We start from the raw sequence: 26,320 nt of genomic DNA, 5'->3' as shown, positions 1-26,320 counted from the left end.
GAAATGTCGTTGTGCCGTGGGTGGAAGTGATAAGAAACGCGTTTAATAGCTTTCAATAGAATAAGGATAGTGATCTGTGTGCGGATACCACAAAGGCCGTCTGAACAAAGTTTTTCAGACGGCTTTTCCTTGCGGTGCCGGTTTGACGGTTTGAATTCCGGCTAGAAAGGCGGGAAACCTGTAAAGAAGCCAAGCCGACCAAGGGGGCGGCCGGGCTGTCCCACAACCGTAAAGCGGTTGGTTCAAGAGTGGGCGCATCTGCGTGCAGAAAGGCCGTCTGAAAGTTATACCTCGATGCGGTTGGGGGTAAAAGTTTCCCATTTGTTGCATGCGGGGCAGTGCCAAAAGAATACTTGTGATTTGAAGTGGCAGTTGCGGCAGCGGTACATCACAGCTTTTTGCAGTTGGCGGCCGACAACTGCGCGTATCATGTCGGCATCGGCTTTCCATTCGGGAGGCAGGCCGCTCAGTTGCAGGCCGAGCAGGCGGTAAACGCCGCCGAGATCGGGTTTTTTCCGAACCAAATCCACGGCGGTTTGGTTGGCGGCGGCTTCGCCGTTAAGCAGTAGTGATTTGTCGTAAATCACATTGATGAGATCAAGTTGCGGAAAAGTGTGCATATAGCCGATAAGCACGCCCAATCCTTCCTGCGGCCTGCCTTGTGCATCGTAGGCATCGTAAAGCCGTTCGCCGACCATGCTCAGGTAGGCGTGGTTTTGTTTCTCAATGGCGGTGTAGGCTTCAACGGCGGCGGCATAATGCCCCTGTTTTTGTTCGATATCACCCAAAATCATATTGGCGCGGGTGCACTTTTTGTTGGCGTTCAAAGCGTTTTCCACATGGTGGCGGGCAGTGTCGAAATCGGATTGAAATAGGGCGGTCTGCGCCAGTTCGCAATAGAATTGGGCGATTTCAAATTGGTAGGTTTGCTCGTTGTGGCTCAACAGTTGCGCGGTTTCGATGGCTTTTTCCCAGTCGCGGTCTTGCTGGTAGATGCTCAGCAGCACTTGGCGGGCTTCTTTGGCCATGTTGCCGTTTTGCAGGCCGGTCAGTATCTGTTCGGCGCGGTCAACCAAGCCGGCACTCTGGTAATTCAAGCCCAGCTCAAACAGTACTCGGCTGCGCTTGTCGCCCACGGTGTCCGGAGAATCAAGCAAGGCCCTGTGCATATTGATGGCTTTGTCGTTTTCGCCTCGTTGGCGGTAAAGTTTGCCCAGCGTGAGATTCAGATCGTAAGACTGCGGTTGCTGGTCGGTAACTTCGGCCAGCTCGCGGGCGGCTTTGCCGCTGTTACGGTCAACCAGGGCGTCAAGGCTTTTATAAAAACCGCCTGGAACGGTTTTAGCCTGCCTGAGCACGGTTTTCATATCGACCCGTGCAGCGAACCAGCCCATTGCGAAGAAAACCGGCAAAAGGATAATCGGCAGCAGCAGAATCCAGATTTCGTTTTCCATAAAGGCCTATTCCTTGTGTTTCGGCGGAGCGGGCGGTGGCACAGCGGGGTTGGCAGCAGCGGCGCGGGCAGATTTTTTGATTTCGGTGCGCAGACGGTTGTTTTCGCCGCGCAGGGATAGCAGGCGGCCGAAGAGCGCAAACAGGCCGAACACCGAACCGATAACGAAAGCACCGAATAACACCACAATCAGCGGCACGTTCAGACTTTGGGCGGGTAGGTAGAAAAACTGCACACTCTGCGTGTTGCCAATGGCAAGAATTAAGAATATCAACAAGATGATGATTTTAATGATGGTGTAAAATATTTTCATCTCATGCTCCGTATGGCAAAGGTTTCAAGCCGTCTGAAAGGTGAAGAAAGCGGCAGTTTAAACCATTTGCTTTGTTGATAGCGAAAAAACTTTATTTATGCTGTAAGGTAAATTGCAAGTAATACCAAATAAAAGACTCAGGCATAATGTTTTCGGTTGCTTTTACTAAAATACGCCTTCTTTTTGTGGCACTTTCCAACTCTGCGGTCTTATCGTAATATCTGCTGATGAGAATGGTAAACGGCTTTTGTAAAGGAAACAATATGAACGACCACAATGTGATGACCGTTACTCCGTATGATTTGCCGCTGCATTGCTCCGGCCCGCAAAATGAAGCGTGGAACGGTCACCCGCGTGTGTTTCTGCCTATTCAGTCGAACGGCGCTATAGAGTGTCCGTATTGCGGTGTGGTGTACCGATTGGCGGGAGAGGCAAAGGGGCATCATTGAAAACGGTAAAGGTGTTGGAAAAGGTTGGGTTGGTTGCGCTTTTTATGCCAAACGGCTTTTGTTTTTTACTGGAATGATGGTTTCGTGATTTTGAGAATTCTTGAGATTGATGCGGCTTTGCTGTGCTTTTGGGTATTCTCGGCAATTCTCAAAAATCCCCGAATGGGTTTGCAGGCAAAAACGGTGGTGTAAACAATGCCGGGATTTTTTACAGTAAATAGGTTGGTATGGAAATAATGGTGAAATAGATTATAACGGGAGGAGGTGCCGGGTTGTGGGCGGCGCAGATGTGGCTTCTTGTTTTAAAATAATCAGTTATAGTGCTGCGCTTTGTGTTGGCATTGTTTGCTGCTTTCTGTGGGTTAGGGTGTTTCGTTGCGGTGTTGACGGGACTTGGTGTTTATTTTCAGCCTGCTGTGTAATGAAACAATGAAGCGGGCCCGTTATATGGCTATGTCTGCATGCTAAGGCCGTCTGAAAATGTTTCAGACGGCCTTGAATGTTTGCGGATTATTTTTTTGGCTTGTGTATATAGGCAGCGTAATAGCCGTAGCCGCTGCGGCCTTCGCTGCGCATGCCGTTGAGTATGACGCCGCTTACTTTTACATTGCTCTGCGTTAATCTGCCGGCGCTGGCTTCGAGCTCGCGGGCAGAGGTGGCGTTGTAGCGCGCCACCAGCAGGGTGGTGTCGGCCTGTTGGCCGACAATGTTGGCATCGGTTACCGACAACACCGGCGGGGTATCCACCACTACATAGTCATACCGTTGGCGGGCGCGGCTCAAGAGTGTGTTGAAGCGGCCGTCAAGCAGAAGCTCCGAAGGGTTTTCGGGCAATGAGCCGTGGCTGATGAAGCTGAGGTTGGGTATGGCGGTTTCTTGAACGGCCTGGCCGGGAGAGAGCCGGCCTTCCAAAATGTCGGACAAACCTTTTTCGGGGGAGGCGGTCAGCATTTCGTTCAGACGGCCTTTGCGCATATCGGCATCAATCAGCAGCACTTTTTTGCCTGATTGAGCCATTACGGCAGCCAGGTTTGCAGCCACAAATGATTTGCCTACGCCCGGAGAGGTGCCGGTAATCATCAGGATATTGTTTTGGGCGCCGATCATTGAGAAATAGATGTTGGTGCGCAGGGCGCGCAGGGCTTCCACAGCTGCATCGGTGGAGGCTTCCAGGCTTAACAGATAGCCGGCGCGGCTGCCTGAGAGTGATTTAAACCGGTTGCTGAGGGCATCGTGTTTGCTTTGGGCTTTGGAAAGCGGAATCATTGCCGCTACATTCATGCCCGTTTGTTCGATTTCTTCAGGGCCGGCAATGCCTTTGCGAAGGGCGGAGCGTATCAGCAGCCAGCCGGCGGCGAGTATGCCGGCGGTGAGGGCGCTCAGCAGGGTGATCACGGTTTTGCGGGGGGCAACGGGCAATTCGGGCACGGCGGCATAATCCACTATCCACACATTGCCCTGGGTGCTGGCTTTCATAATGTTGAGCTCCTGCTGCTTGCTCAATAATTGGGTGTAGGTGGTTTGGTTGGTTTCGACATCGCGGGTGAGGCGGATAACTTCCTGCTGGGTGTTGGGAAGCTCGGCAATTTGGCGGTTGATTCTGTTTTTGGCTTTTTCCAGCACGGCCAGTTTGTCGAGCACGGCTTTATAAGTGGGGTGTTCGGGAGTGTAAAGTTCGGCCAGCCCCGCTTCTTCGGTGCGCAACCCGGTAATCTGGGTTTCGATGCTGACCAGGCTTTCGAGCGCGCCTTTTGATTCAACAGGAATATCCAGCGAGCCGCTTTTTCTTCGGTATTCGTTGAGCCTGTTTTCGGCATCCTGCAAGGTGGCTTTCAGGCGCGGCAGCTCGCTGCTGATGAAGGCCAAACCGCTGGCGGCCACTTGAACATCGCGGTTGATGTTTTGGCTGACATAGTTATCGGCGATGCTGTTGAGGATTTTGGTGATTTTTTCCGGCTCGGTTCCTTTGTAGGCCAGATTAATAATCGGGCTGGTTTTGCCTTTGCTCGACACGGTCAGATTCTGTTTGAGGTTTTCGATTGCGCTCAATTTCGAATGCTTTACCAGCGTGAAGCGTTGGCCGCTTTCGGCCAGAATCTGATTGATCTGAAGCGTTGATTGCGGGCTGAGTTGCAGCGGGCGGCCGACTTTGCCTTCAAGTGTGCGCCCGTCGGGCAGCTCTAAGCTGTAGAGCTTGTTGCCCAGCGCGGTGAGGGTGAAGGTTTGGTTCAACCATTCCTGCCCGACTTCGAAAGTGTGCACGTTTAACTCGGGCTCGATGTCGCTGCTGAGGTTGTGCATCAAATTGCCGATAACGGGAAAGTATTTCGGGGTAACGGTTTGCGCCAGTTGGAGATCGTCAACGGTTTTACCCAGCACCAGCCGCGATTGTGCCAAATCGAGCTCGGCTTCAAAGGTGAGATTGCCGTTTTCGGGAGCAAAAAGATTGCTGATTTCGGTCAGAATCTGGTTTGGCTTGGTTTCGATTTCCAGCATGGCATCGGCGCGGTAAACGGGCGTGGCAGCCAGGCTGTATAACGCGCCCAGAAGGCCGCCGGCCAACACGGCGGCGGCAATCGGGTATTTATAGTGAAGCAGGTTGCGGAGCTGCCGGCCCACATCGATTTCACCGCCGTTGTGCTGCGGCCGGTTGTATGGGGAATACTGTTTTGCCATATTGCGAAATTCCTTTTATCTTAACTTATAAGCGGGTGCATCATTTTTTATGCCGTTGTTTCAGACGGCCGTTAAACGGTATTTAATCCGCCGCTCGGGCAGGCCGTCTGAACGTTTCCCTCAGGCGGAGATGCCGGTCGGCAGGGTGCGGGGCAGGGTATCCCTGCCTGTGCCGCCGTTGCGGTTTGCCTAACCTGCCTGCAGCGGCGTTTGTTTTGCCGTTGTGTTTTTCAGACGGCCTGAACAAAGCGGCATAGGCCGTCTGAAACGGCGGCAGGTTTGACCGCGATGCTCTGTGTTAAGGGCGTACCGTCAGCCTGAAGGCCCATTGTTCCACGGCCTCGTCAATCAGGCGGTACACGGCTTCAAACATTTCATCGGACTGCCCGTAGGGGTCGGGAATGTGCTGCTTGGGCAGCCATTGGCCGAGCAGCATGGTTTTGCTGCGGGCGGCAGGCAGAACGGCGGCTACTTCATCGATGTGGCGCGGTTCCATCACCAGAATCAAATCGGCTGTTTCACACATGGCCGCCGTGAGCGGGCGGGCGGTGTGGCCTGCGATAATCAGGCCGTGCCGCAGGGCGGTGCGTATGGCCTGTAAATCGGCATCTTTGCCGGCCGCTGCCTTAAGCCCTGCCGAAAATACCTGAAGATGGGGCATCTTCTGCTGCAGCAGCCGCTCTGCGGTGGGCGAGCGGCAGATGTTGCCTACGCATACAATCAAAATTTTCTGAAACATTCTGATTTTGGGGTTGCCCGGAAACTCTGTTATTGTCCGCCGAAAATATTGTCGATGTAGTAAATGTTGCTGATGGATGCGGTAACCTGCGATACCACGCGGTTCCAACGGGCAACGGGCGCGGCGGTAACAAACACCGTATCGTTGGCGCGCAGTTTGAAGCGGTTGGCCAGGGCGTAGGCCGATGCGTCTTTCAGGTTGAGCTGGTAAACGTGTATGGGTTTTTCGCGGTCGTCCGGCATGTTGCGGATGACAAACACGCCCGAAGCGTTGGCGGTAACCTGATTGATGCCGCCGGCGTTGCCCAGTGCCTGAGTGAGCGTGAGGCCGTAGTTGCCCAAGGGCAGCGATGCCTGTTTGCCCACTTCGCCCATCACATAAATGCGGCTGTTTTCATTGGTGGGCACATAAACCATGTCGCCGGCACCCAGCAGCAGGTTTTGCGATAAATCGCCGTATTGGCGGATATCTTGGAGCGATACGGTGCGCTCGGTGCCGTTGTGTGTCCACTTGATATTGTCGGTGTCGGCATTGGCGGCGGCTCCGCCGGCCTGGTCGATGGCATCGACCAGTGTCAGCGGCACATTGGTGAGCGGCAGCTGGCCGGGCTTGCCCACTGCGCCGGATACGGAAACGCGCTGCGAGCGGAATTCGGCCACGTTCACCGAAACCTGCGGGTTTTTGATATAGCGTTTGAGGCGCGCGGTGAGCAGCGACTGCAATTCGGGCAGGGTTTTGCCGCGCGCGTAGATTCTGCCGGCCAGCGGGTAGGCCAGGTAGCCCGCTTCATCTACCCAGGCGCCGTTGCTCACCTGTTTGCTGTCGGGATTGGGGCTGTCGGCGGCGGGCGTGTTCAGGTCGGGGTGGTGCCAAACCAGAATGTTCAGCACATCGCCGCTGCCGATGCGGTAGCGGTAGGCCGATTTCTGACGCTCGAGCGCGGGGTTGGACAGGGCGCGGCGGGGGGCTTCTTCCATGCGCTCAATCAGACCGGGGGTAACCGGGCGGATGCTGATGAGGCGGTTAAGGCGGGTGTCGGCTTTGCTTTCGCCGTTTTCATACACCACGGTTTTGCCGCGCGCGCTCAGGCCGGAGCCGGGAATCACGGTGCAGCCGGCCAAAGTGAGGGCGAGCAGCGATAAGCCGATGGCTGAGGGTTGGAAAATATTCACTTTTTCTCTTTCGTTTGATGTTGCAACACGAGCCGGCACAGCGGGGTGCCGCTGTGCGCAGCCTTGGGTTTCAGGTTTGTGCGGCCGGCAGGAGTGTAGATATGGCTGCCGGCGCAGAAGTTGCTGCCTGGCCGTCTGAAAATATTTCAGACGGCCTTTTGGCTTTGCCGCCACACCAGATCGCAGATGCCGTCTGTGGGAGCAAAGCCGGTGGGCGCTTCCAATAAGAGTTGGCGCAGCCCGGGTTGGTTCATCTCGTTGCAGGCCGTGTCCATACGGTTAAGTATGTCGGATAATTCTTTCCACGGCAGCATTACTTCGTTGGCGGTCATAATGCGGGGATGAGTGGTTTTCTGCACTTCTTCGCCGATTAACAATTCTTCATATAATTTTTCACCCGGGCGCAGGCCGGTGATTTTGATTTCGATGTCGCCATCGGGGTTTTGGCCGTCTTTCACTTCCAGGCCGCTCAGGCGGATCATCTGTTTGGCCAGGTCGATGATTCTCACCGACTCGCCCATGTCGAGCACAAACACATCGCCGCCTTTGCCCATTGCGCCGGCCTGAATCACCAGTTGCGCGGCTTCGGGAATGGTCATGAAATAGCGGGTGATGTCTTCGTGGGTGAGGGTAACGGGGCCGCCGGCGGCAATTTGTTTTTCAAACACCGGCACCACCGAGCCTGAAGAGCCGAGTACGTTGCCGAAGCGCACCATGCAGAAGCGGGTCTGCATATCCGGCTCGGCAGCCAGCGCCTGCAGGCAAAGCTCGGCCATGCGTTTGCTCGCGCCCATGGTGTTGGTGGGGCGCACCGCTTTGTCGGTGGAAATCAACACAAAGGTTTCCACGCCGGCTTCCACGGCGGCCTGCGCGCAAAAGAGTGTGCCGTATACATTGTTGCGCACGCCTTCAATGGTGTTGAATTCCACCATCGGCACGTGTTTGTAGGCGGCGGCGTGATACACGGTCTGCACGCCGTAGGCCTGCATGATGCTGGAGAGGCGGCCGCGCTGCTGCACCGAACCCAGCAGCGGCACCACTTCGATATCCATGCCCAAAGCCGTCTGAAATTCGTTGAGCTCTTTGTCGATGCTGTAAAGCGAAAATTCCGATAATTCAAACAGCAGCAGCTTGGCGGGGCGACAGCGGATAATCTGGCGGCAAAGCTCGGAGCCGATGGAGCCGCCCGCGCCGGTTACCAGCACCACTTTGCCGGCAAGGTCGGCGCGCATCAGCTCGGGGCGCGGAGCAACGGGGTCGCGGCCGAGCAAATCGACCACCGACACTTTTTTCAGCGAGCTGACGCTGATTCTGCCATCGACCAAATCTTTCATGCCGGGAATCGCCAACACTTCGCAGGGCAGCGGTTCGAGGCGTTCGATAATCAATTTGCGCTGCTCCTGCGGCGCGCTGGGAATCGCCAGCAGGATTTTTTCCACGCCGTAGCGTTTGACCAGATCTTCGATTTCAGACGGCCTGTAAACGGGCAGATCGTAGATGGTGGTGTGTTGGATGGCGGGGTTGTCATCGACAAACGCTACCGCGTTGTATTCGTTTACCTGTTTGACCGCCTCGAGCAGTTGGCGGCCCGACTGCCCCGCGCCGTAGATAATCACGGCGGCCATCTGTCTGTGGCTGCGGTCGGCGAGTATGGCTTTCAGAATGATGCGCGAGCTGGTAACCAGCACCACCAGCATCAGAAAATACACCATCGGTAAAACCGGCCGCAACCGCTGTTCAAACAGCAGCACGCTGAGCAGAAACACCAAAGCCGACACGGCGCAGCCGATGACGGCGGTGCTGAGAATGCGCAGGCTCACATAGCGGGTAACGGCGCGGTAGAGCCCCAGCCGAACAAACAGCATAATGGTCAGCACGGCGGTGGAGGAAAACGCCAGCCAGTTGGCAAAGTTGTCCCACTCGTTCGAATAGTCGGCTTTCAGGCTTTGGGCAAACCAAAAAGCCACGAAAATCACCAAAGTGTCGTGGATAACGAAACAGGTTTTTTTGACATTGCGGGGCAATGCAAGCAGGGTTTCCAGGTTCATCGTGTGATTATCCGGCTGTTATGGTTTTGGAAAAGCGTATTTTCAATTTGGATAACAGCGGCTTTCAGACGGCCTCGTGCGGGCGCGGTTCGGCCGTCTGAAAACTTTATGCCGTTGCTTCTGCAAGCACTTCCTGTATGTTTTTGCAGCAGAATGCCATTTCTTCGGGCGTGATGGTCGGGTGCACCAGAAACATCAGGCTGGTGCCGCCCAGCTCGACAGCGTTTTTCAGCCGCTCTTTGGGGCGCCACGGCGTGTTGTCGAAGGCTTTTTCCAGATACACTTCCGAGCAGCTGCCCTGATAGCAGGGCACTTTGCGTTCGGTCAGGGCTTCAACGATGCGGTCGCGGCTCCAGCCCGCTTTCAGGTTTTCGGGTTTCACAAACGCATAAAATTTATATTGCGCGTGTTCGATATGGCCGGGCACGTTTACCAGGCGGATGCAGGCAAACGGTTTGAGCGCGGCTTCGAGCTGCGCGGCGTTGGCTTGGCGTTTGGCCGTCCACTCCGCCATGCGCTTAAGTTGGATGCGGCCGATGGCGGCCTGGGTTTCCATCATGCGCCAGTTGGTGCCGAAGTGCTCGTGCAGCCAGCGGAAGCCGGGCGGGTGCGGGCGGTTATACACGGCATCGTAGCTTTTGCCGTGGTCTTTATACGACCACATTTTTTCCCACAAATCTTTATCGTTGGTGGTAACCATGCCGCCTTCGCCGCCGGTGGTCATGATTTTATCCTGGCAGAACGACCACGCGCCGACATGGCCGATGGAGCCTGCGGGGCGGCCTTTGTATTTGGCACCGTGCGCTTGGGCGCAGTCTTCAATCACCCACAGCCGGTGTTGTTCGGCCAGCGCCATGATTTCGTCCATCTCGGCGGGCATACCGGCCAGATGCACCACGATAACGGCTTTGGTTGCGGGGGTTAAGGCCGTCTGAATGGTTTGGGCAGAAATGTTCTGGCTGTTTAAATCGACATCGGCAAACACGGGGTTGGCACCGGCGGTAACGATGGCTGAGGCAGAGGCGAGAAAGGTGCGCGGGGTAACCACTACATCATCGCCCGCGCCGATGCCCATGGCTTTGAGGGCAACATCGAGCGCCAGCGTGCCGTTGCTTAAGGCAACGGCGTATTCTGTGCCGCACCAGGCGGCAAATTCTTTTTCAAATTCGCGGCATTCGCTGCCTGTCCAGTAGTTCACTTTGTTAGACAGTAAAACGCGCGAAACGGCATCGGCCTCTTCTTGTGTGAAGCTGGGCCACGGGGCGATAGAGGTGTTAAGCATCGGCTGATCCTGCAAAAAGGCTGGTGGAATCTTTGGGGGCGACTTCTTCTAAAATGCGGCGGTCGATCAAGGTGTATTTGCGTCCGCCGATTTCAATGTAGGCACCATCGTAGGGCGGGAACCAAAACGCACGGACTTTTCTGCCCACATCGTCGCCGGGGCGGATTTCTTTCATGGCTTCCATTTCGGCGCGGCTGGTGTATCCGCCGCCGATATTGGGGAAGGCGGGCAGTTTGGTTTCACTTTCGACCGCCTGCATAATCAGGCGTTTGGCAAACTGTTCCAAATGCTGCATCGATTCGCGCTCCAGCGATTGTGCGGTGGCGGTGTCGGGGTTCATGGCAAAGCGCACCACTTCGATTAAGTCGCCGGTGTCGATGGAGTCATCGATATAGTGGGCGGAAATGCCCCATTCGGAAAGGCCGTCCATAATCGCCAGATTGTAGCCGCCGGTGCCTTTGTATTCGGGCAGAATGGCGGGGTGGAAATTGATGGTGCCGCGTGCGGGCGCGGTGAGAAATTCATCGCGCAGTTTGCGCCAATACAATAGCGATAAGCCCAAATCGTATTTCAGACGGCCTGCGCGTATGGCCTCGAGCGCGGTGTCGAAGGTGTAGAGCGGCAGCCCCAGGCGTTTGGCTGCGGCGGCTGTGGGCGAGCCTTGCAGATGGCTGTCGGTCAATACGCCGACAATTTCGATGCCGCTTTGGGCAGATAAAAATTCCAAAAGAGCGGCGGAAACTTTTTTCCGGCCCATGAAGAGGATTTTGGTCATCGTGCAATCCTTTTTGCTTGGATGGGTGTATTTACAATCGGGCTTACGCCGCGATCAGATTTGCCAGGCTGCCGATATTGTCCAGCCAGAGGGCGGGTTGGCTGGCGGCATCGAAATCCTGCGGGCGGTGGCGGTGGATATGGTGCGCCTGCGGCAGAATGCCGATAGTGAGCCAGCCCAAACGGTTGGGGGCGAGAAAATCTTTTTTGGTGTTGTCGCCCACATAAATGCAGGTTTTGCCCGGGTAGGCCGCTTCAACGGCGAGAAAGCGGCGGGCATCGGGCTTTTCGCTTTGCCAAGCCTCGGAAATCATGATGTGTTCGAAGGCATCGAGCAGCCCCAGTGCGGAGAGCTTGCGGCGCTGGCTGAGGCTGCGGCCGTCTGAAATCAGCACGCGGGCGGCAAACGGCTGCATCAGCTGCTTCAGTTTTTCAGACGGCATACAGCCGGTTAAGTTCGGCCGGTGCAGCCGGTATACCCACAACAGCGACTGTTTTTCGCTGTCGTTGAAGCCGCAGAAGGCGCAAAGCTGCTCGAGCCAGCGGCTGCTTTCGGGATCGGTTTGCGCCATCAGGCCCTCTGCGGTGTGCTGCGGGTAAAGCTCGGCAATGTGGCGGCACACGGCTTCGATGCCGGAGCGTTTGTAGTGCTGTTCGGCATAGAGGGTGTCATCGAGATCCAATACCAACACGGTTTGGGCGGGGCGGATGGGTTTATTCATGTACCAATACTTTCGCATCGTAGCGCAGCATAATCAGGTTGTTTTCCCATTGGTCGAAAAACGGAATTGCGCCGCCGTAGAGGTATTCGCTTATCAGCCAGCCGGGGTAGTTGCCGCCGGCGGCATAGGTGAGCGGAAAGCCGCCGCCGAAGCGGGGGTTGATTTCGATGCCGTAAAGCGTGCTGCCGTTGTAGAAAAACTGGGCGGTGATACAGCCGCGCGCGCCTTCGAGATGCGCCATTTTGCCGGCCAGCAGGGTGTAAAGGCCGTTGCGGCGGGTGGCACCCTTGCTCACTTCGCCGGAGCGCACTTCAAGCCTTTCGCGCGGCACGGCGCATTTCAGACGGCCTGAGCGGTCGTAATACAGATCAACGGTGAATTCGGTAAATTCGTTGGTGATGTCGATGTATTGGCAGAAGATGGTTTTCGGGTCTTTGAGCAAATCGTAAGACAAATCTTCGGCGGTGTGGATATATTTCGCGCCTATGCTGCGGCTGCCGTCATAAGGTTTGGCAAAGCAGGGGAAGGTGAGGTTTTCGCGCCCGTAGATTTCGGGGGTGGCGATGCCGCAGCGTTCAAACAGGCCGGCGGTGGCGCGTTTGTCGCGGCAGAGGGCCACCAGTTCGGAATCTGAAACGACAATATGAATGCCTGCTGCTTCAAAGCGGCTGCGGGCATCGGCGAGCTTTTGCAGCTCCGTGTCGATGGTGGGGATAATCAGGCCGATGCCCTGTTGCCGCGCCAAATCGAAAATGTTGTCGATATAGTTTGCGGCGGCAATCGGCGGCACGCTGAATGCGCCGTCTGCCGCGTGGCAGGCGGGAGACATGCGGGGGTTGAGGTCGGTAGCAAGCACTTGGATGCCGTCTGAAAACCGGGCGGCTTCGGTTTGGAAATTCTGCACCAACTCTACGCGGCGGCCGGCGGATAAAATGAGTATGTTATTTTTTTTCATGATGGTTGTTTCCCGTGAAATAAGGCATGGTGGCTTCGCCTTCGGCAGAAATACCTTCCCGTACAAACACTTTTTTAACGGTCAGGCATAAAATTTTGATATCCAGCCAAAAGCTGTGGTTGTCGATATACCATACATCATATTTGAATTTGTCGTCCCACGAAATGGCGTTGCGCCCGTTTACCTGCGCCCAGCCGGTGATGCCGGGCTTCATTTCGTGGCGGCGGTATTGGAATGCGTTATACAGCGGAAGGTAGTGCATCAGCAGCGGGCGCGGGCCGACCAGGCTCATGTCGCCTTTGAGCACGTTCCACAATTCGGGCAGCTCATCGAGGCTGGTGGCGCGCAGCTTTCTGCCGAACGGGGTGAGCCGTTCGCTGTCGGGAAGCGGCTTGCCGCTTGCATCGGCCGCATCGCGCATGGAGCGGAATTTAATCATTTTAAACGGTTTGCCGTTTCTGCCCGGCCGCTCCTGGGTGAAAAACACCGGCGAGCCGAGGTTTTTGCGTATCAGATAAACCAACACTAAAAACACGGGCGCAAGCAGAACCAGCGCGGCGGCCGAGACGGCAATGTCGAAAAGGCGTTTTATCAGCATATTCATGTTATCGGCTTCCTAATTCTTCCACCAGGCGGACAATTTTCTGATAGGCCATGCTGCGTTTGAAACGGCGCATGATTGCTTCGCTGTTTACCGGATCGTTTTTGCGTTGCAGGATTCGGCGGGCGGCGGCAACAAAGCCCTCCACATCGCCCGAGCGGTAGTTTTCGTGCGGCAGCAGGGTGAGGATTTCGTTGGTTTCGCTGCCTTGCTGGCTGTTCAATACCGGCTTGCCCAGTGCCATATAGTCGGAAAGTTTGTTGGTTACCGACTGCATGGCGTATGAGTGGATGGGATTGACGGCGATATCGCAGCTTTTGGCCACCGACATCATTTCGGCGTAGGGGATATAGCCGTAAAACTTCACCGCTTCAGATTCGTATTGTTTGAGTTTTTCCAAATCGGGGCCGCCGCCCATGATGTGCAGCTCGATGCTTTTGTCGGTTTGCGCCAGCCGGTTGATGCCTTGGCACACGGTTTGCATATCGTAGCTGTAGCTTAAGGTGCCCAAATAAAAGAAGCGCGTTTTGCCGCCGTGAAACGGGCGGGGTTCGGCTTTGGCGAGTTTGTCGTAGTCGGCGCCGATATAGACCACTTCGCCGGGCGCGCGGGGATTGGCTTCTTGGGCGCGTGTCAGATAGGTTTGCGACACGGCCACCAGGGCATCGGCAGCGGCATAGGCAGCGTTGGCGCGTGAGGCAAACGGCAGCAGGTTGTGTGGGATTTTTTTCAGCGCGGGGATAACCGATGAAAACGATTCCGGCCAAACGTCCTGCACATCGATAATCAGTTTGTAGCCCAAACGCGCTTTGTGCCTGCCCAGAAGGATATTGGTGGCAATCAGCGGGTAGGCGGAATACACAATATCCTGCCTGCCGGGCCGGCATTGCCCGAGCCATTGCTCAAAGTGTTTCACGAACACGCGGTGGCTCTGCACGCGCGCAAGCGACACGTTTTGAGTGTAGCCGCTTTCATTCAGCAGCAGCACGTTCAGACGGCCTGTTGAGGCATTTGCGGCATCTTCCGGCCGTCTGAAAGATTTGTCGTAATGCCTGAAGTTGCTGGTAATCAGCAACACATCGTGTTCTTGCGACAACAGTTCGGCAAGATACCAGAAACGGTTGAAGTGCGGCTCGGAGGGCAGGGAGCAATAGGGGGCGACAATGGTAATGTTCATGATTCTGCCTCACATACGGTAGGCCGCCATCGTGGCGCGGTAGATTTCTTCATCGGAACACAGGGCTTCAACGTGCTGTCTGAGGGCTTTGCCCATGCGTGTGCGCAAGGCTGGGTCGCAAACCAGTTTTTCTACGGCATCGGCAAATTTTTCCTGGTCGCGCAAGGGGGTGCAGAAACCGGTTTCGCCATGAATAATCATCTCGGGAATGCCGATAACGCCATAGCTGACTACGGCGGTTTCGTATATGCCGGCTTCTAAAATATTGTTGCCGACACCGGCGCCGTGATCGCCTTCGCAGTTGAGTGTATTGAGCAAAATGTCGATTTCTTGAAAATAGGCGTTTAAGTCGCGTATGCCGCCGAGAAAGGCAATTTTGTCGGCAATGCCCAAATCTTGAGCCTGCTGTTTCAGCCGGCCTTCTTCTTCGCCGATTCCGGCGATGTGCAGGCGCACGTTCAACCCCCTGTCGGTTAGGATTTTGAATACATCGAGCGTCAAATCCACTGCGCGCACTTTGTCCAAGCGCGAGAGCGTGCCGAGCACCACTTGGCTGCGTTCGGTTTTCTGCGGGCTGCCGTTTGGTTTGGGCAGGGCGTTGTAGGTGTAGCTGATGCGCGAAGCGGGAAAGCCGTGGCGGATGAGCTTGGCCTGCTCGTGTTTGCAGTTGCCGATGATATAAACGCCGAGCGTGTCGAACAGCTTGGCAATTTTCGGGTAGGTTTCGGGGTCAAGGCCGCGGGCGTGGTAGAACACTTTGGTTTTCGGTGATGCCAGTTTGGCGGCAGCGGCACAGGCGGGAACAATCCGCGCCATTTGGCAGTGTACGATATCGGGTTTTTCCTGCGCCAGCAGTTTGGTATAGGCCAGTGCGGCTTTCAGATAACTGGTTTTTCCGCTTTGGTAGAAATCGATAGGGCGCCAGGAAATCCCCAAATCTTTAGTATCCTGCACCAGGGGGCCGTCTGAAGAGGCCAGAATAACATGGTGGCCGTGTTGGTGGAGCAGGCGGGCCAAACGGAAGGTGGCGTTTTCTGTGCCGCCCAAACCGCTCATGGAAGAGGTTAGAATGATTTTCATCGGTTGTTCTCCATTTGGTAGGCTTTCATGGTGGTGCGGTAGATTTCTTCATCGGAACACAGTGATGTGACACGCTGGTGCAGCGCTTTGCCCATGCGGGTGCGTAAATACGGGTTGTAAACCAGCGTTTCTACCGCTTCAACGAAAGCGGCACTGTCGCCGGTGGCAATGCAGTAGCCGTTTTCTCCGTTGGTCACGATTTCCGACACGCCCGACATATTGTAGGTTACAACCGGTGTGTTATAGAGTGCGGCCTCCAAAACATTGTTGCCCACGCCGGCACCGTAGTCGCCCTGAAAAAACGGTGTGCTGACCAAGATATCCACTTCTCTGAAAAAAGTGCCCAAATCATGAATGCCGCCGAGAAAGGTAACTTTGCCGGCAATGCCTAACCGGTGTGCTTGGGCTTTGAGGTTGCCGGCCTCTTCGCCGTTGCCGGCCACCAAGAGCCTGACGGGCAGGCTGCGTTCGTTTACCAGCGTTTTGAAAATATCCAACATCAGATGCACAGCACGGTGTTTGTCCAGGCGCGACAATGTGCCTAAAACCACATGGTCTTTAACGGTTTTCTCCGGCACCGATTCTACTTTGTGCAAAGCATTATAGGTGTAGGTGATGCGGTTTGCCGGAAAGCCGTAGCGGATGATTTTGTCGCGCTCGGTTTTGCAGTTGGCAATAATGTTGACTCCCAGCTTGTCGAACCATGAGGCAATTTTCGGATAAGTTTCCGCGCGCAGGCCGCGGGCGTGGTAAAACACCTTGGTTTCGGGTGAAACCAGTTTGGCGGCAATGGTGCAGGCCGGCACGATGCGCGCCATTTGGCAGTGTATGATGTCGGGTCGCTCGCGTTTGAGCATTTTGGCAAATGCCCACATGCTTTTCAGATGGCCGGTTTTTCCGCCGCTGTAAAAATCGATGGGATACCAGCCGATACCCAAATTGCGGGCCTGCTCTATCAAGGGGCCGTTTGAAGAAGCCAACACGACGGGGTGGCCGTATCGGCGCAGCAGCCGGCCTAAGCGGAAAGTGGCGTTTTCGGTGCCGCCCAAACCGCTCATCGAAGTGGCTAAAACGATTTTTTCCATGTTATTGCCTGTTTGCTGCGCTGTAGGGTCGGTATCGGTATGGTGGGGCATGGGCGGGGGTAAAACGGTAAACGGTATCAATCAAAATCAAAATGCAGGGCAGCCAGATAAAAGGCAGGCGCAGAATCGAAGAGGGGATAAAGCCGCCAACTAAAAAAACTACCATGCAGAACAAGCCGAAAAAGCGTTGTCTGTTATCCAAGCGGACGGAAACCAGCGCTGCCGTATAGGCCGCCACATATCCGGCAAACCCTAACAGCGATATGACGCCGAAACCCAGATAAAGCTCGATAATGAAACTGTGGGGGTTGTTGAACCCCAAACTGCCGCTGAGATGGCCGCCGAAATATTCCTGGAAGTTTTTGGGGCCGTAGCCGGTGATCAGCAAAGGCGGGTGGTTCCAGAAATAGTGGTAAATTTCCTGCCGGTAGGATACAGAGTTGTCGCTTTCCAAATCAAATAAAAACAAATAAAGGCGTGAGGAAATGTTTTCTAAAAACGGATTGCCGTAAAGCGAGAGCAGAAATTCTTTAATCCATTCGGTAGGAACGGAATACAGGCCGACAGCCGCCAGAAAAACGGCAATAAACGTTATCAAGGCATTGCCGCGATACATCAGGTTGCCCAAAAACAGCAGCAGATAAAGCATGGTGGCCGTGCGCGAGGCGCTGATGATGATGATAAAGCCCAGCAACAGAAACAGCAGCCAACCAGTAAGCGTGTCTTTGGAAGAGCGGCTTTGCAGGTTGAAAAAAAACAGCACGGCAGGGGCAAAACACAACGCGGTGGTGCCCAAGTTGTTGGGGTTGAAAAACAAACCTTTGATAACGCCCGATTCCAGCGCGATAACTTCATCGCCCTTCACCAGCGGTATGCCCGCAAGCAGTTCAAACACGGGCGGCACAGAGATAAACAAAGTCATCACCAAAATCAGCCTGCGTATGAATTGCAGCCTGTTTGGGTGGTGCAGCAAAATGGATTGCAGCAGATAGAAAAAGCAGGGAACCGTTATAAAAAACGTTAAATCTGCATAGTTGGAAGCGGTAAGCGATGAGATAAAAAAGTGTATCGAAGCCCATCCGGCCATGACGGCCAGGCTCAAGAGTGTGAAAGCAATGGTACTGTTGAAGCGTTTGTTTTCAAAAAATGCAATCATCAGCGTGGAAAGCACAAACACCATCGACAACGGGTTGTCTATGCGCGGAACGCCCGCCAAAAACGACAGCATGGGCCCTGCCATATAGGCGCAAAGCATGCCGTATATCATAAAAATATAAAGATTCTGGCTTTTGATTTTCATATCGGCCGTCTGCCTAAACTGGGGTTGCCGGTAAGATTCGGCGGTATTCTTCGGTAATTTGCGATACCACGCTCTTTTCGCTGAATTCTTTCAGGCAGTTGTTCCGAAGCGTTGCCGCATCGTAGCGGCTGCGGTTTTCATAGATATCGATTAAAGCCTGAGTGAGCGCCTGCACATTTTCTTTGGGCACCAGCAGGCCGTTTTCAGGGGTAACGATGGATTCGGGGCCGCCGCAGCGGGTGGCAACCACCGGCAAACCCTGTGAGAGTGCCTCAATATAAACCACGCCGAACGTTTCATTGCGGCTGGCCAGCACGAAAGCGTCAGAGCGGCGCATCAAATCCAACACTTCATCATATTTCAGTGCGCCGAGAAAAGTAACGGCATTTCGCAGGCCGAGCTTTTCGGACAAGGCGTGCAATTCTGCATCGGCCATACCCGTGCCGCCGATTTGCAGTTTGAGGCCGGGGTGTGTTTTCAGGGCTTGGGCAAAAGCCGGCAGCAGAATATCGAAGCCTTTATTGAAATTCAGGTGGGCAACCGAGCAGAAAGTAAAATGGTTGCCGCGCGGTTTTTCGGCGGGGTTAAAAGGCGCGGCAGCCTTGGCCGACAGCATATTGGGAATATATTTCCAATCCAAACCCCGGTATTCGGTGCGCAGCAGTCCGCAAAAGTGTTTGCTGACCGCGATGCGGCCGGCACAGGCGGCAGCAGAGCGGTGCATGGCGGCCCATTGCCAATCGTGAATCAGTTTTCGCGCATAAGTCGAGCTGTGTTCGGTTATCACAAAAGGAATGCCGGTTTCACTGTGGATTTCATAAGCCAATATGCCGCCGAAGTTCATGGCGTGGGCGTGGATAATGTCCGGCTGCCCATGCTCGCGCACATAACGCTCAAACAGTTTTTTGCCTGCCTTAACCCAGCGGGCACGATCCGGCGGCAGGCGCGGAAAGAAATACATACTTTTATACACATAAGTCGGTATTGCTTCTTCAATATAACTGCGTATACCGTAGCCGCCGGTCAAGATGGTTTTGGTGCGGCGCAGCGAACGGAAAAGCGGCGCGATAACGCCCACCTGCAAACCGGAACGCTGCAAAGCCTGCGCCTGCTGGCGGAAAAAAATACCGTCAACATCTTCAGCGGTGGCAGGATACCAGGAAGGTATGATTAAAACGTGCATAGGGCGTTACCTTGTTATTGTTCCAGTGTGTTTGCAGCTATTTTTTCAGACGGCCTTTCACCTTCGCTGCCAAAGAGCCGATGGCGGCACGGTGTTTCCGATATAGGGCGGTCAATGCAGCCAGCCAGAGCAGGGCAAAAATATAATAATTGCTGCTGTTGCCGCTGTAAGTGTAGGCCAGGCACACGGCCAAACAGGCCGACACGGTGCCGTAGATTCCGGCGCGCGGCAGCGGCAGCCACAGCCGTGCCGAAGCCTCGCTTTTCAACACCGAAAACACCCAAAAAGCCACAGCGGTAGATATGGCCGCACCTTTGGCACCCAGCGCAGGTGCCAACACATATAAAAGCGCGGCATTTACCAGCAGGGCGGTGAGCGAAAACACCGTAACCAACCAAGTTTTTCTGCTCACGTTGATGCCGATGCCGGTTACTTCGGTTAAGGTGTAAAGCAGCGGAAACAGCATACTCGAGAGCAGGATAAACTGCACGGGTGCGTATTTCTCGGGCAATACCCAAGTAACCAGCGGCGAAAAAATCCCCACGATGCAGATGAGCGCGGCCACCAAATCGGCCATGGTGGCGGCAATGCCGCCTATTTTATCCAAGTGGGTGTTTTCGTTCACCCATCTGAACACCATCGGCGCCCAAATCACTGAAAAAATATTCTGAACAATCAGCGCCGCCGCGCCGAAACTCACCGCCATCGAATAGATGCCCAATTCCGATAATCCGGCCAATTCTTTCAGCAGAAAGCGGTCTATCGAAGTGAAGCCCCAATAGGCCAACCCGCCCAAAGCCAGAGGCACACCGTAACGGAGGCTTTCTTTCAATTGCTGCGTGGAAAACGGCGCGGCGGCGGCGGCCTTCAACTCGCGGCGCGTCTGCCAAAGCAGCACAACGATGGTAACGGCCTGAGCCAAAACATAGGCCAGTATCAGCGTGAAGGTGCCGGTGGGCAGGCCGGCGGCCACATAAACCAGCACCAACACCAAAATCAACACTTTGGGCGAGAGCTGGCCGAGCGAAAAAGCGAAAGCCTTATCCTGCATCCGCAAAATCAGCAGCAGATAACGCGAAAACACCGTGCCGGCCAAAAACATCAAACACAGCAGCCCTAAAGTGCCATCGCTGATTGCCAATATTATTTCAGACGGCCATGCCGTGCGTTGCCATGCCAAACCGCCGCACACTGTCAAAGTGATGAGCAGCGGCAGCGAAAGAATGGCTTTAAGCAGGGCGGCCTTATCGGCGGCAGCGTGGTATTCGCGCACATACGATTGGTCCAAGCCCAAGCCGGCCAATGTCAGCATCAGCGAGGCAACAGTTTGCAGCAGCACTGTGCGGCCGATGTCTTCGGCGGGGTAATACCAGGAAATCAGCGGCAGCGAAACGATGCCGACAGCGGCTCCGCCGAGTGGCCCCAGCGCATAGCCCAGTAATGTTCGTGCATTCATCAAAAATCCTGATGATTGTAAACTGCCGTTTGCACGGCAGCACCTGTTTTACCGCCGGTTTCAAGCCGGTTTGCGTATTTTATCAGGCCGTCTGAATATACCGTGCGGCCTGAAACCTGTCTGTAACGCGTGCGGCCGTCTGAAACGGCTTCGCAGGGGCTTGTGGAAGTTTTTATAACAACCGTGCTTGCTTTTTTAAGGCTTTCAGACGGCCTGCAGGATTGGTTTGCGCATTACGGCGGTTGTTGAAAGCAAAGCTGTCCTCATGGGTTTGCAGGCCGTCTGAAACCGTCAAACGGCGGCTTTGAGTGCTTCGGCCACCCGGCGCACCTGCGCTTCGGTCAGATAGGGGTGCATGGGCAGGCTCATCACTTCTGCGGCGGCTTGGTCGCCCACGGGCAGCACGGCATCATCATCGGCCACTGCGGGCTGTTTGTTGAGCGGAATCGGATAATGCACGGCGGTGGGTATGCCTGCTGCCTGCAAGGCCGTCTGAACGGCATCGCGGTTTTTCACGCGCACGGTGTATTGCGCGTAGGCACTTTGGTTGTGGGCTTCGATAAACGGCGCGGCAATGCCGGCTTCGGCAAGGGCGGCAGCATACCAGGCGGCAGCCTGCCGGCGTAGCTGCATTTCTTCTTCGAGTATGGCCAGCTTGGGTAGCAGAACGGCGGCCTGCAAGGTGTCGAGACGGCTGTTTACGCCGACGCGGATATGGTGGTAGCGGCGGTCTTGGCCGTGGCGGGCAATCTGGCGGATAACGGTTGCCAGCCCTTCATCGTTGGTAAACACCGCGCCGCCGTCGCCGTAGCAGCCCAGCGGTTTGCTGGGGAAAAAGCTGGTGCAGGCGATGGTGGTGAGGTTGCAGGATCTGCGCCCTTTATAGCTTGCGCCGAAACTCTGTGCCGCGTCTTCAATCACGGGCAGGCCGTGCCGGGCGGCGATTTCGTTGATGGTGTCGAAGTCGGCGCATTGGCCGTAGAGCGAAACGGGGATAATGGCACGGGTGTGCGGGGTAACGGCGGCTTCGATTTTGGCGGGGTCGATGTTGTAGGTGTCTGCATCGATATCCACATAAACCGGTTTTGCGCCCAGCAGTGCCACGGTTTCGGCGGTGGCGATGTAGGTGAAGCCGGGGGTGATGACTTCGTCGCCCGCACCCACGCCCAGCGCCATCAGCGCGATTTGCAGCGCATCGGTGCCGTTGGCGGTGCTGATGCAGTATTTCGCGCCGCAATAGGCGGCCAGCTTTTCTTCGAGTTCGGCCACTTCGGGGCCGAGGATATATTGGCCGTGGGCCAGCACTTTTTGAATATTGGCATCGATTTGCGGCTTGATGCGCGCCTGTTGCGCGGCAAGGTCGATAAACTGCATGGTGTTTTCTTTCGCGTGTTGGAATCCGGGTTATTCTGATTTGCTCAAGCGGCCGTCTGAAAGGGTATAAACGGCACCGGTGTGGGGGCAGACGGCGCGGCCGCTGCCGTTTACGGGCAGGTTGAGCCGCTCGCCGTATTCGCTCATCCAGCCGGTTTGGCGGGCGGGCACGCCCATCATCAGCGCATAATCGGGCACATCCCGGTTTACCACCGCGCCTGCGCCGATAAAGGCAAAGCGGCCGATGGTAACGCCGCACACAACGGTGCAGTTGGCGCCCAGGGTTGCGCCTTTTTTCACCAGGGTGTCGCGGTATTCGCTTTTGCGCTCGATCAGCGAGCGCGGGTTATAGACATTGGTAAACACCATGCTGGGGCCGCAGAACACGCCTTCTTCGAGATAAACATTGTCGTAAACCGAAACATTGTTTTGGATTTTGCAGTTGTCGCCGATTTTCACGCGGTTGCCCACAAACACGTTTTGCCCGAGCGAGCAGTTTTGGCCGATTTCGGCGCCGCCGCAGATGTGCACGAAATGCCAGATGCGGCAGCCTGCGCCGATTTTTGCGCCTTCATCGATGATGGCGCTGGGGTGTGCGGTGTAGTGGCTCATTTCAATAACTCCTGTAGCGCGGCTTCTCCCTGAAGCTGCGCGGTGGTCCATTTGCCGCCGTAGATGTGCAGCACGTTGCCCACGCGCTCGAATGCCCATTCGCGGGTGGCATTGCTGGGGTCGGCGGCACTTTTAATCAGCGGGCGCACGCCCGAAAAGCTGCCGCTGATGTCGTTTGCGGTGAGTTTTTCGCTGTGGTAGGCGTTGTAGGCGGCCAAAAGGTAGGCGGTTTCGGTTTCAGACGGCCTTTGCGCATCAGGGTGGCTTTGGCGCACTTCGGTGGTGCCGATAAGCGTTTTGCCTTGATAGGGCAGCACAAAGAAAATCCGTTTTTCCTGCGGCACCGGCAGCATCAGCGCCTGCGGTTGGAAGCGGTCGATAAAGATGTGGCTGCCGCGCACCCAGTCGATAGCGTAGGCGGGGGTGCCGCCCTGAAGGCTGCGCAGCGCCATCGCCCACGGGCCGGCGGCGTTGGCGATGCGTTCAAATTCTGCCAGTTGGCCGAAACTTTCGATTTTGTGGTGCTCGGCCACGCTCACGCCCAGGCGGCGGCATTGCTCCACCACCCGCTGCCCCAGCGCGTAATCGTCCATTTGTGCATCGTAAAACGAAAATGCGCCTTTGAGGCCGTCTGAAAGCAGGGTAGGGCAGCGCGCCAGTGTTTCGGCTTTGCCGAGCCATGCGCTGTACGGAAAGCCGCTGCCGGCGGCCAAAAAGTCGTAAAGCCGGGTGCCGATGCCGACCTGCCACTTGGGGCGGCCGCGCCGGGCATAAATGGGAAACAGCAATTCCAGCGGCCTGCATAAATCGGGGGCGTGTTTCAGCCAGAAACGGCGCGCGTGCAGGGCTTTTTTCACCAGCGCAAACTGGCCGGTTTCCAGGTAGCGCAGGCCGCCGTGGAGCAGCTTGGAAGACGAGCGGCTGGTGTGCGCCATTGCGGTGTCCTGCTCAAAGAGCGTAACGCTGTGGCCTTGTTTGGCGGCCGCCCAGGCGGTGCACGCGCCGATGATGCCTGCGCCGGCTACGGCGATTTTCATATCCGGACGGCCTTGTCAGTAAACCAAAGGCAGCGACACGGTTTTGTTGTCGCGGGCGGAAAGGTAAGCTGCGATTAAGAGTTCCAGCGATTTCAAACCTTCGCGGCCGTCTGTAACCGGCTCGGCTTTGCCCCGCATCACGTCGATAACGTTTTTGTAGTAGAGCGGGTGGCCGAAGCCGTAAACCGAAGTGGTTTCGTAGTTGGCGGTTTTTACCTGCTCATCGTAGCCGCGCGTGTCGGCAAAGTTCCATTCTTGGATTTCGTTAACCGCCACGCCGCCGATGCGCACGGTGCCGGTTTCGCCCAAAATGGTAATCGAGCCTTCGAGGTTTTTGGGGTAGGTGCACATGGTAACGGCCATCGAGCCGAGCGCGCCGTTGCGCCAGCGGATGTTGACCACGCCGGTGTCTTCGGTTTCGATGTCGCGGTGGGTGGAAATCATCGCCTGCACGTCTTGAACCGGGCCGATGAGCCATTCCATCAGATCGACATAATGGCTGGCCTGGTTCATAAATGCGCCGCCGTCAAATTCCCAAGTGCCGCGCCAGCCGCCGCCCTGGTCGTAATATTCCTGCGGGCGCGTCCAAAACACATTCAGGTGCACCATGCAGATTTTGCCGAAGCGTTTTTCTTCTACGGCGCGTTTGAGCAGTTGCAAAGTGGCGTTGAGGCGGTTTTGTTTTACCACAAACAGCCGTTTGCCTGCTTTGTCGGCTGCTTTCACCATGCGCTCGCCATCGTGAAGGCGGGTGGCCATCGGTTTTTCGGTAACCACATGGAAACCGGCTTCCAGAGCCTGTACGGCCTGTTCGGGGTGCTGGCCGGAGGGGGTGGTGAGCACGATGATGTCGGCATCGGTGGCGGCCAGCATTTCGGTGTAGGAGGCGTAGCCTTTGGCGCCGGTGCGCGATATGGCTTTTTGCAGGTTTTCAGGGTCGGTGTCGCACACGGCCACCACTTCGCAATCGTCTTTCAGGGTTTCGAACGAGCCGAAATGGTTGTTGGAAATGCGGCCGCAGCCGGCCAGCGCAAATTTGATTTTTCGGTTTTTGATGGTTTCGTACATCGGGCTTAATCCTGTGTTCATCCTGTTTGGCGTGAATCCGCTTGACTGCCGTTATGGCGTCGCTGTGCTTTGGCTCGGGGAGCGCGGTTTTTTAACTGTTTGGGCGGCAACAGCGCCGGCTTCCTATTGTTTGGGCTGTTTGTATCTGATTCAGACTGTTTTTTGCCTGCTGCCTACGCCGAAAATAGGGGGAATGAAGTGAATCCACTATAGGAGGCCGTCTGAAAAATGAATGGAACCATAAAATGATGCTGTTCAAAACAAGCCTTTTCAGACGGCCTCTCTCCGGGTTTATGCTTTCACAACATTGGCGGCTTTGCCCTGGTATTTGCCGCGGGTGTCGATAATCAGCTTGGCGTGCTGTTTGAGCAGGGCATAGTCGAATTTGTCGTGGTCGGTGGCCAACACTACGCAGTCGAATTTTGCGATGTTTTCAGCTGTTAAGGGCTCGCTTTTCAGGTCGAATGTGTGTTCGCGCATTTTGGGGAACACGGGCACGTGTGGGTCGCTGTACGACACTTCCGCGCCCAAGCCGCGCAAAAGTTCCATCACTTCGACCGAGGGGCTCTCGCGCATATCGTCTACGTTTTTCTTGTAGGCGATGCCCAAAACCAGAATTTTGCTGCCTTTGATGGAGCGGTTGTGGTCGTTGAGCGCGAGCGCGGTTTTGTTGACTACATATTCGGGCATGCCCGAGTTTACTTCGCCGGCCAATTCGATGAAACGGGTGTTGACGCCGTATTCGCGCGCTTTCCAGGTTAAATAGAAGGGGTCGATGGGAATGCAGTGACCGCCCAAGCCGGGGCCGGGGTAGTAGGCTACGAAGCCGAACGGTTTGGTGGCGGCGGCGGCAATCACTTCGTGAATGTCGATATCCATTTTGTCGGCCACGATTTTCATCTCGTTCACCAGGCCGATATTGACGGCGCGGTGGATGTTTTCCAGCAGCTTGGTCAGCTCGGCTGCTTTGGTGGAGCTTACCGGCACCACTTTGTCGATGGCCGGTTGGTAAAGCGCGATGCCCACTTCCAAGCAGGCAGGGGTGTGGCCGCCGATCACTTTCGGAATGGTGCGGGTTTCAAAATCGGGGTTGCCCGGATCTTCGCGCTCGGGCGAATACACCAAGAATACGTTTTCGCCCACTTTCAGGCCGCCTTCTTCCACGCGCGGCAACAACTCTTCTTCGGTGGTGCCCGGGTAGGTGGTGGATTCCAGCGACAACACCTGGCCGGCGCGCAGATAAGGTTTTACGGCATCGGTGGTGTCGATAACAAAGCTCATATCCGGCTCGCGGTATTTGTTGAGCGGGGTGGGCACGCACAGAATCACCGCTTCCACTTCGCCGATGCGCGAGAAATCGGTGGTGGCTTCAAACAGGCTGCCGGCGGCAGCGGCGATTTTGCCGGCGGGAATATGCTCGATATAGCTCTCGCCGTTGTTGAGTTTGCGCACTTTTTCGCCGTCTATGTCGAAGCCCAACACTTGATAGCCGATGTCCACATAACGCAGCATCAGCGGCAGGCCGACATAACCCAAGCCGACAATGCCGATTTTGGCTGATTTGTCGGCAAATTTCTCTATGGTGGTATTTTTCATGGAAGATTCTCTGAGTAAATGGACAGGGAAAGAAAGATTTTACAAAAGAAAGATTTTACAAATGCATATTATTATGACTGTTTACAGCGGCGGCGGTTTCGTTAGAGTACGGGTGCAGGGCGGGATTTACACAAAACCAACAAAACAGGAGGGGCGGGTGCATGGGGC

General features: G+C 55.5%; 24 protein-coding genes. 1 reads left to right on the top strand and 23 read right to left on the bottom strand.

The genetic code is table 11. The features are described from left to right. Positions 1-284: 284 nt before the first annotated feature. Positions 285-1,454, bottom strand: a complete 1,170-nt coding sequence (lapB, locus tag IR141_RS06560) for a lipopolysaccharide assembly protein LapB (RefSeq protein ID WP_135034922.1) — start codon at positions 1,452-1,454, stop codon at positions 285-287. A 6-nt stretch (positions 1,455-1,460) separates the two neighbouring features. Continuing rightward, positions 1,461-1,766, bottom strand: a complete 306-nt coding sequence (locus IR141_RS06555) for a lipopolysaccharide assembly LapA domain-containing protein (RefSeq protein WP_135034920.1) — start codon at positions 1,764-1,766, stop codon at positions 1,461-1,463. A gap of 263 nt (positions 1,767-2,029) precedes the next feature. Here IR141_RS06555 and IR141_RS06550 point away from each other — a divergent pair, with 263 nt between their 5' ends. Beyond that, positions 2,030-2,215, top strand: coding sequence for a zinc-finger domain-containing protein (locus IR141_RS06550; RefSeq protein ID WP_135034918.1), 186 nt, complete (start codon positions 2,030-2,032; stop codon positions 2,213-2,215). 510 nt (positions 2,216-2,725) lie between these two features. Here IR141_RS06550 and IR141_RS06545 read toward each other — a convergent pair. From IR141_RS06545 to IR141_RS06450, 21 genes are all read right to left on the bottom strand, one after another. Next, positions 2,726-4,891 carry a polysaccharide biosynthesis tyrosine autokinase gene (locus IR141_RS06545; protein WP_135034916.1) on the bottom strand — a complete coding sequence of 722 codons (2,166 nt, stop codon included), beginning with the start codon at positions 4,889-4,891 and terminating at the stop codon, positions 2,726-2,728. Positions 4,892-5,189: 298 nt separating this feature from the next. Further along, positions 5,190-5,630 (bottom strand): low molecular weight protein-tyrosine-phosphatase, encoded by a 441-nt coding sequence (locus IR141_RS06540; protein ID WP_135034914.1) that lies wholly within the window; start codon positions 5,628-5,630, stop codon positions 5,190-5,192. Between the two features lie 29 nt (positions 5,631-5,659). Beyond that, positions 5,660-6,796, bottom strand: coding sequence for a polysaccharide export protein (locus tag IR141_RS06535; protein WP_135034946.1), 1,137 nt, complete (start codon positions 6,794-6,796; stop codon positions 5,660-5,662). Between the two features lie 152 nt (positions 6,797-6,948). Further along, entirely contained in the window at positions 6,949-8,850 is a 1,902-nt protein-coding gene (locus tag IR141_RS06530) for a nucleoside-diphosphate sugar epimerase/dehydratase (protein ID WP_135034912.1), read from the bottom strand. A gap of 106 nt (positions 8,851-8,956) precedes the next feature. Continuing rightward, on the bottom strand, positions 8,957-10,132 hold the full coding sequence (locus IR141_RS06525; RefSeq protein ID WP_135034910.1) for a DegT/DnrJ/EryC1/StrS aminotransferase family protein: 1,176 nt from the start codon (positions 10,130-10,132) through the stop codon (positions 8,957-8,959). Then, entirely contained in the window at positions 10,125-10,907 is a 783-nt protein-coding gene (locus IR141_RS06520) for a formyltransferase family protein (protein WP_135034908.1), read from the bottom strand. The genes IR141_RS06525 and IR141_RS06520 overlap by 8 nt, the downstream gene beginning before the upstream one ends. A gap of 43 nt (positions 10,908-10,950) precedes the next feature. Then, positions 10,951-11,628, bottom strand: coding sequence for an HAD family hydrolase (locus IR141_RS06515; RefSeq protein ID WP_135034906.1), 678 nt, complete (start codon positions 11,626-11,628; stop codon positions 10,951-10,953). Continuing rightward, positions 11,621-12,583 (bottom strand): ATP-grasp domain-containing protein, encoded by a 963-nt coding sequence (locus IR141_RS06510; protein ID WP_135034904.1) that lies wholly within the window; start codon positions 12,581-12,583, stop codon positions 11,621-11,623. Before IR141_RS06510 ends, IR141_RS06515 begins: the two co-directional genes overlap by 8 nt. Next, complete coding sequence (locus tag IR141_RS06505) at positions 12,570-13,187, bottom strand: sugar transferase (RefSeq protein ID WP_135034901.1); 618 nt, start codon at positions 13,185-13,187, stop codon at positions 12,570-12,572. The genes IR141_RS06510 and IR141_RS06505 overlap by 14 nt, the downstream gene beginning before the upstream one ends. Before the next feature lies 1 nt (position 13,188). After that, positions 13,189-14,361: a glycosyltransferase gene (locus IR141_RS06500; RefSeq protein WP_135034899.1), complete on the bottom strand. Its 1,173-nt coding sequence runs from the start codon at positions 14,359-14,361 to the stop codon at positions 13,189-13,191. Between the two features lie 9 nt (positions 14,362-14,370). Then, positions 14,371-15,441: a glycosyltransferase gene (locus IR141_RS06495; protein WP_135034897.1), complete on the bottom strand. Its 1,071-nt coding sequence runs from the start codon at positions 15,439-15,441 to the stop codon at positions 14,371-14,373. After that, positions 15,438-16,526: a glycosyltransferase family 4 protein gene (locus IR141_RS06490; protein ID WP_135034895.1), complete on the bottom strand. Its 1,089-nt coding sequence runs from the start codon at positions 16,524-16,526 to the stop codon at positions 15,438-15,440. Before IR141_RS06490 ends, IR141_RS06495 begins: the two co-directional genes overlap by 4 nt. 1 nt (position 16,527) lies before the next feature. Continuing rightward, positions 16,528-17,754 carry an O-antigen ligase family protein gene (locus IR141_RS06485; RefSeq protein ID WP_368665550.1) on the bottom strand — a complete coding sequence of 409 codons (1,227 nt, stop codon included), beginning with the start codon at positions 17,752-17,754 and terminating at the stop codon, positions 16,528-16,530. Between the two features lie 85 nt (positions 17,755-17,839). Then, the gene (locus IR141_RS06480; RefSeq protein ID WP_135034893.1) at positions 17,840-19,009 is read right to left on the bottom strand and encodes a glycosyltransferase; all 1,170 of its coding nucleotides are present in this window, start codon (positions 19,007-19,009) and stop codon (positions 17,840-17,842) included. Between the two features lie 37 nt (positions 19,010-19,046). Next, a complete protein-coding gene (locus IR141_RS06475) occupies positions 19,047-20,465 on the bottom strand; it encodes a lipopolysaccharide biosynthesis protein (protein ID WP_135034891.1) in 1,419 nt (472 codons plus the stop codon). 172 nt (positions 20,466-20,637) lie between these two features. Beyond that, a complete protein-coding gene (locus tag IR141_RS13825; protein WP_255518802.1) occupies positions 20,638-20,760 on the bottom strand; it encodes a hypothetical protein in 123 nt (40 codons plus the stop codon). After that, positions 20,757-21,839 (bottom strand): DegT/DnrJ/EryC1/StrS aminotransferase family protein, encoded by a 1,083-nt coding sequence (locus IR141_RS06470; protein ID WP_135034889.1) that lies wholly within the window; start codon positions 21,837-21,839, stop codon positions 20,757-20,759. Before IR141_RS06470 ends, IR141_RS13825 begins: the two co-directional genes overlap by 4 nt. 30 nt (positions 21,840-21,869) lie before the next feature. Further along, a complete protein-coding gene (locus tag IR141_RS06465; RefSeq protein WP_135034887.1) occupies positions 21,870-22,451 on the bottom strand; it encodes an acyltransferase in 582 nt (193 codons plus the stop codon). Next, a complete protein-coding gene (locus tag IR141_RS06460; protein ID WP_135034885.1) occupies positions 22,448-23,488 on the bottom strand; it encodes a glycerol-3-phosphate dehydrogenase/oxidase in 1,041 nt (346 codons plus the stop codon). Before IR141_RS06460 ends, IR141_RS06465 begins: the two co-directional genes overlap by 4 nt. 15 nt (positions 23,489-23,503) lie before the next feature. Then, on the bottom strand, positions 23,504-24,556 hold the full coding sequence (locus IR141_RS06455) for a Gfo/Idh/MocA family protein (RefSeq protein ID WP_135034944.1): 1,053 nt from the start codon (positions 24,554-24,556) through the stop codon (positions 23,504-23,506). A gap of 291 nt (positions 24,557-24,847) precedes the next feature. Next, positions 24,848-26,152, bottom strand: a complete 1,305-nt coding sequence (locus tag IR141_RS06450; RefSeq protein ID WP_135034883.1) for a nucleotide sugar dehydrogenase — start codon at positions 26,150-26,152, stop codon at positions 24,848-24,850. Positions 26,153-26,320: the final 168 nt, after the last annotated feature.

The organism is Neisseria sp. 19428wB4_WF04 (genome assembly GCF_015235335.1).
Lineage (GTDB): Bacteria > Pseudomonadota > Gammaproteobacteria > Burkholderiales > Neisseriaceae > Neisseria > Neisseria musculi.
This window is presented reverse-complemented; position numbering and strand designations above follow the sequence as displayed.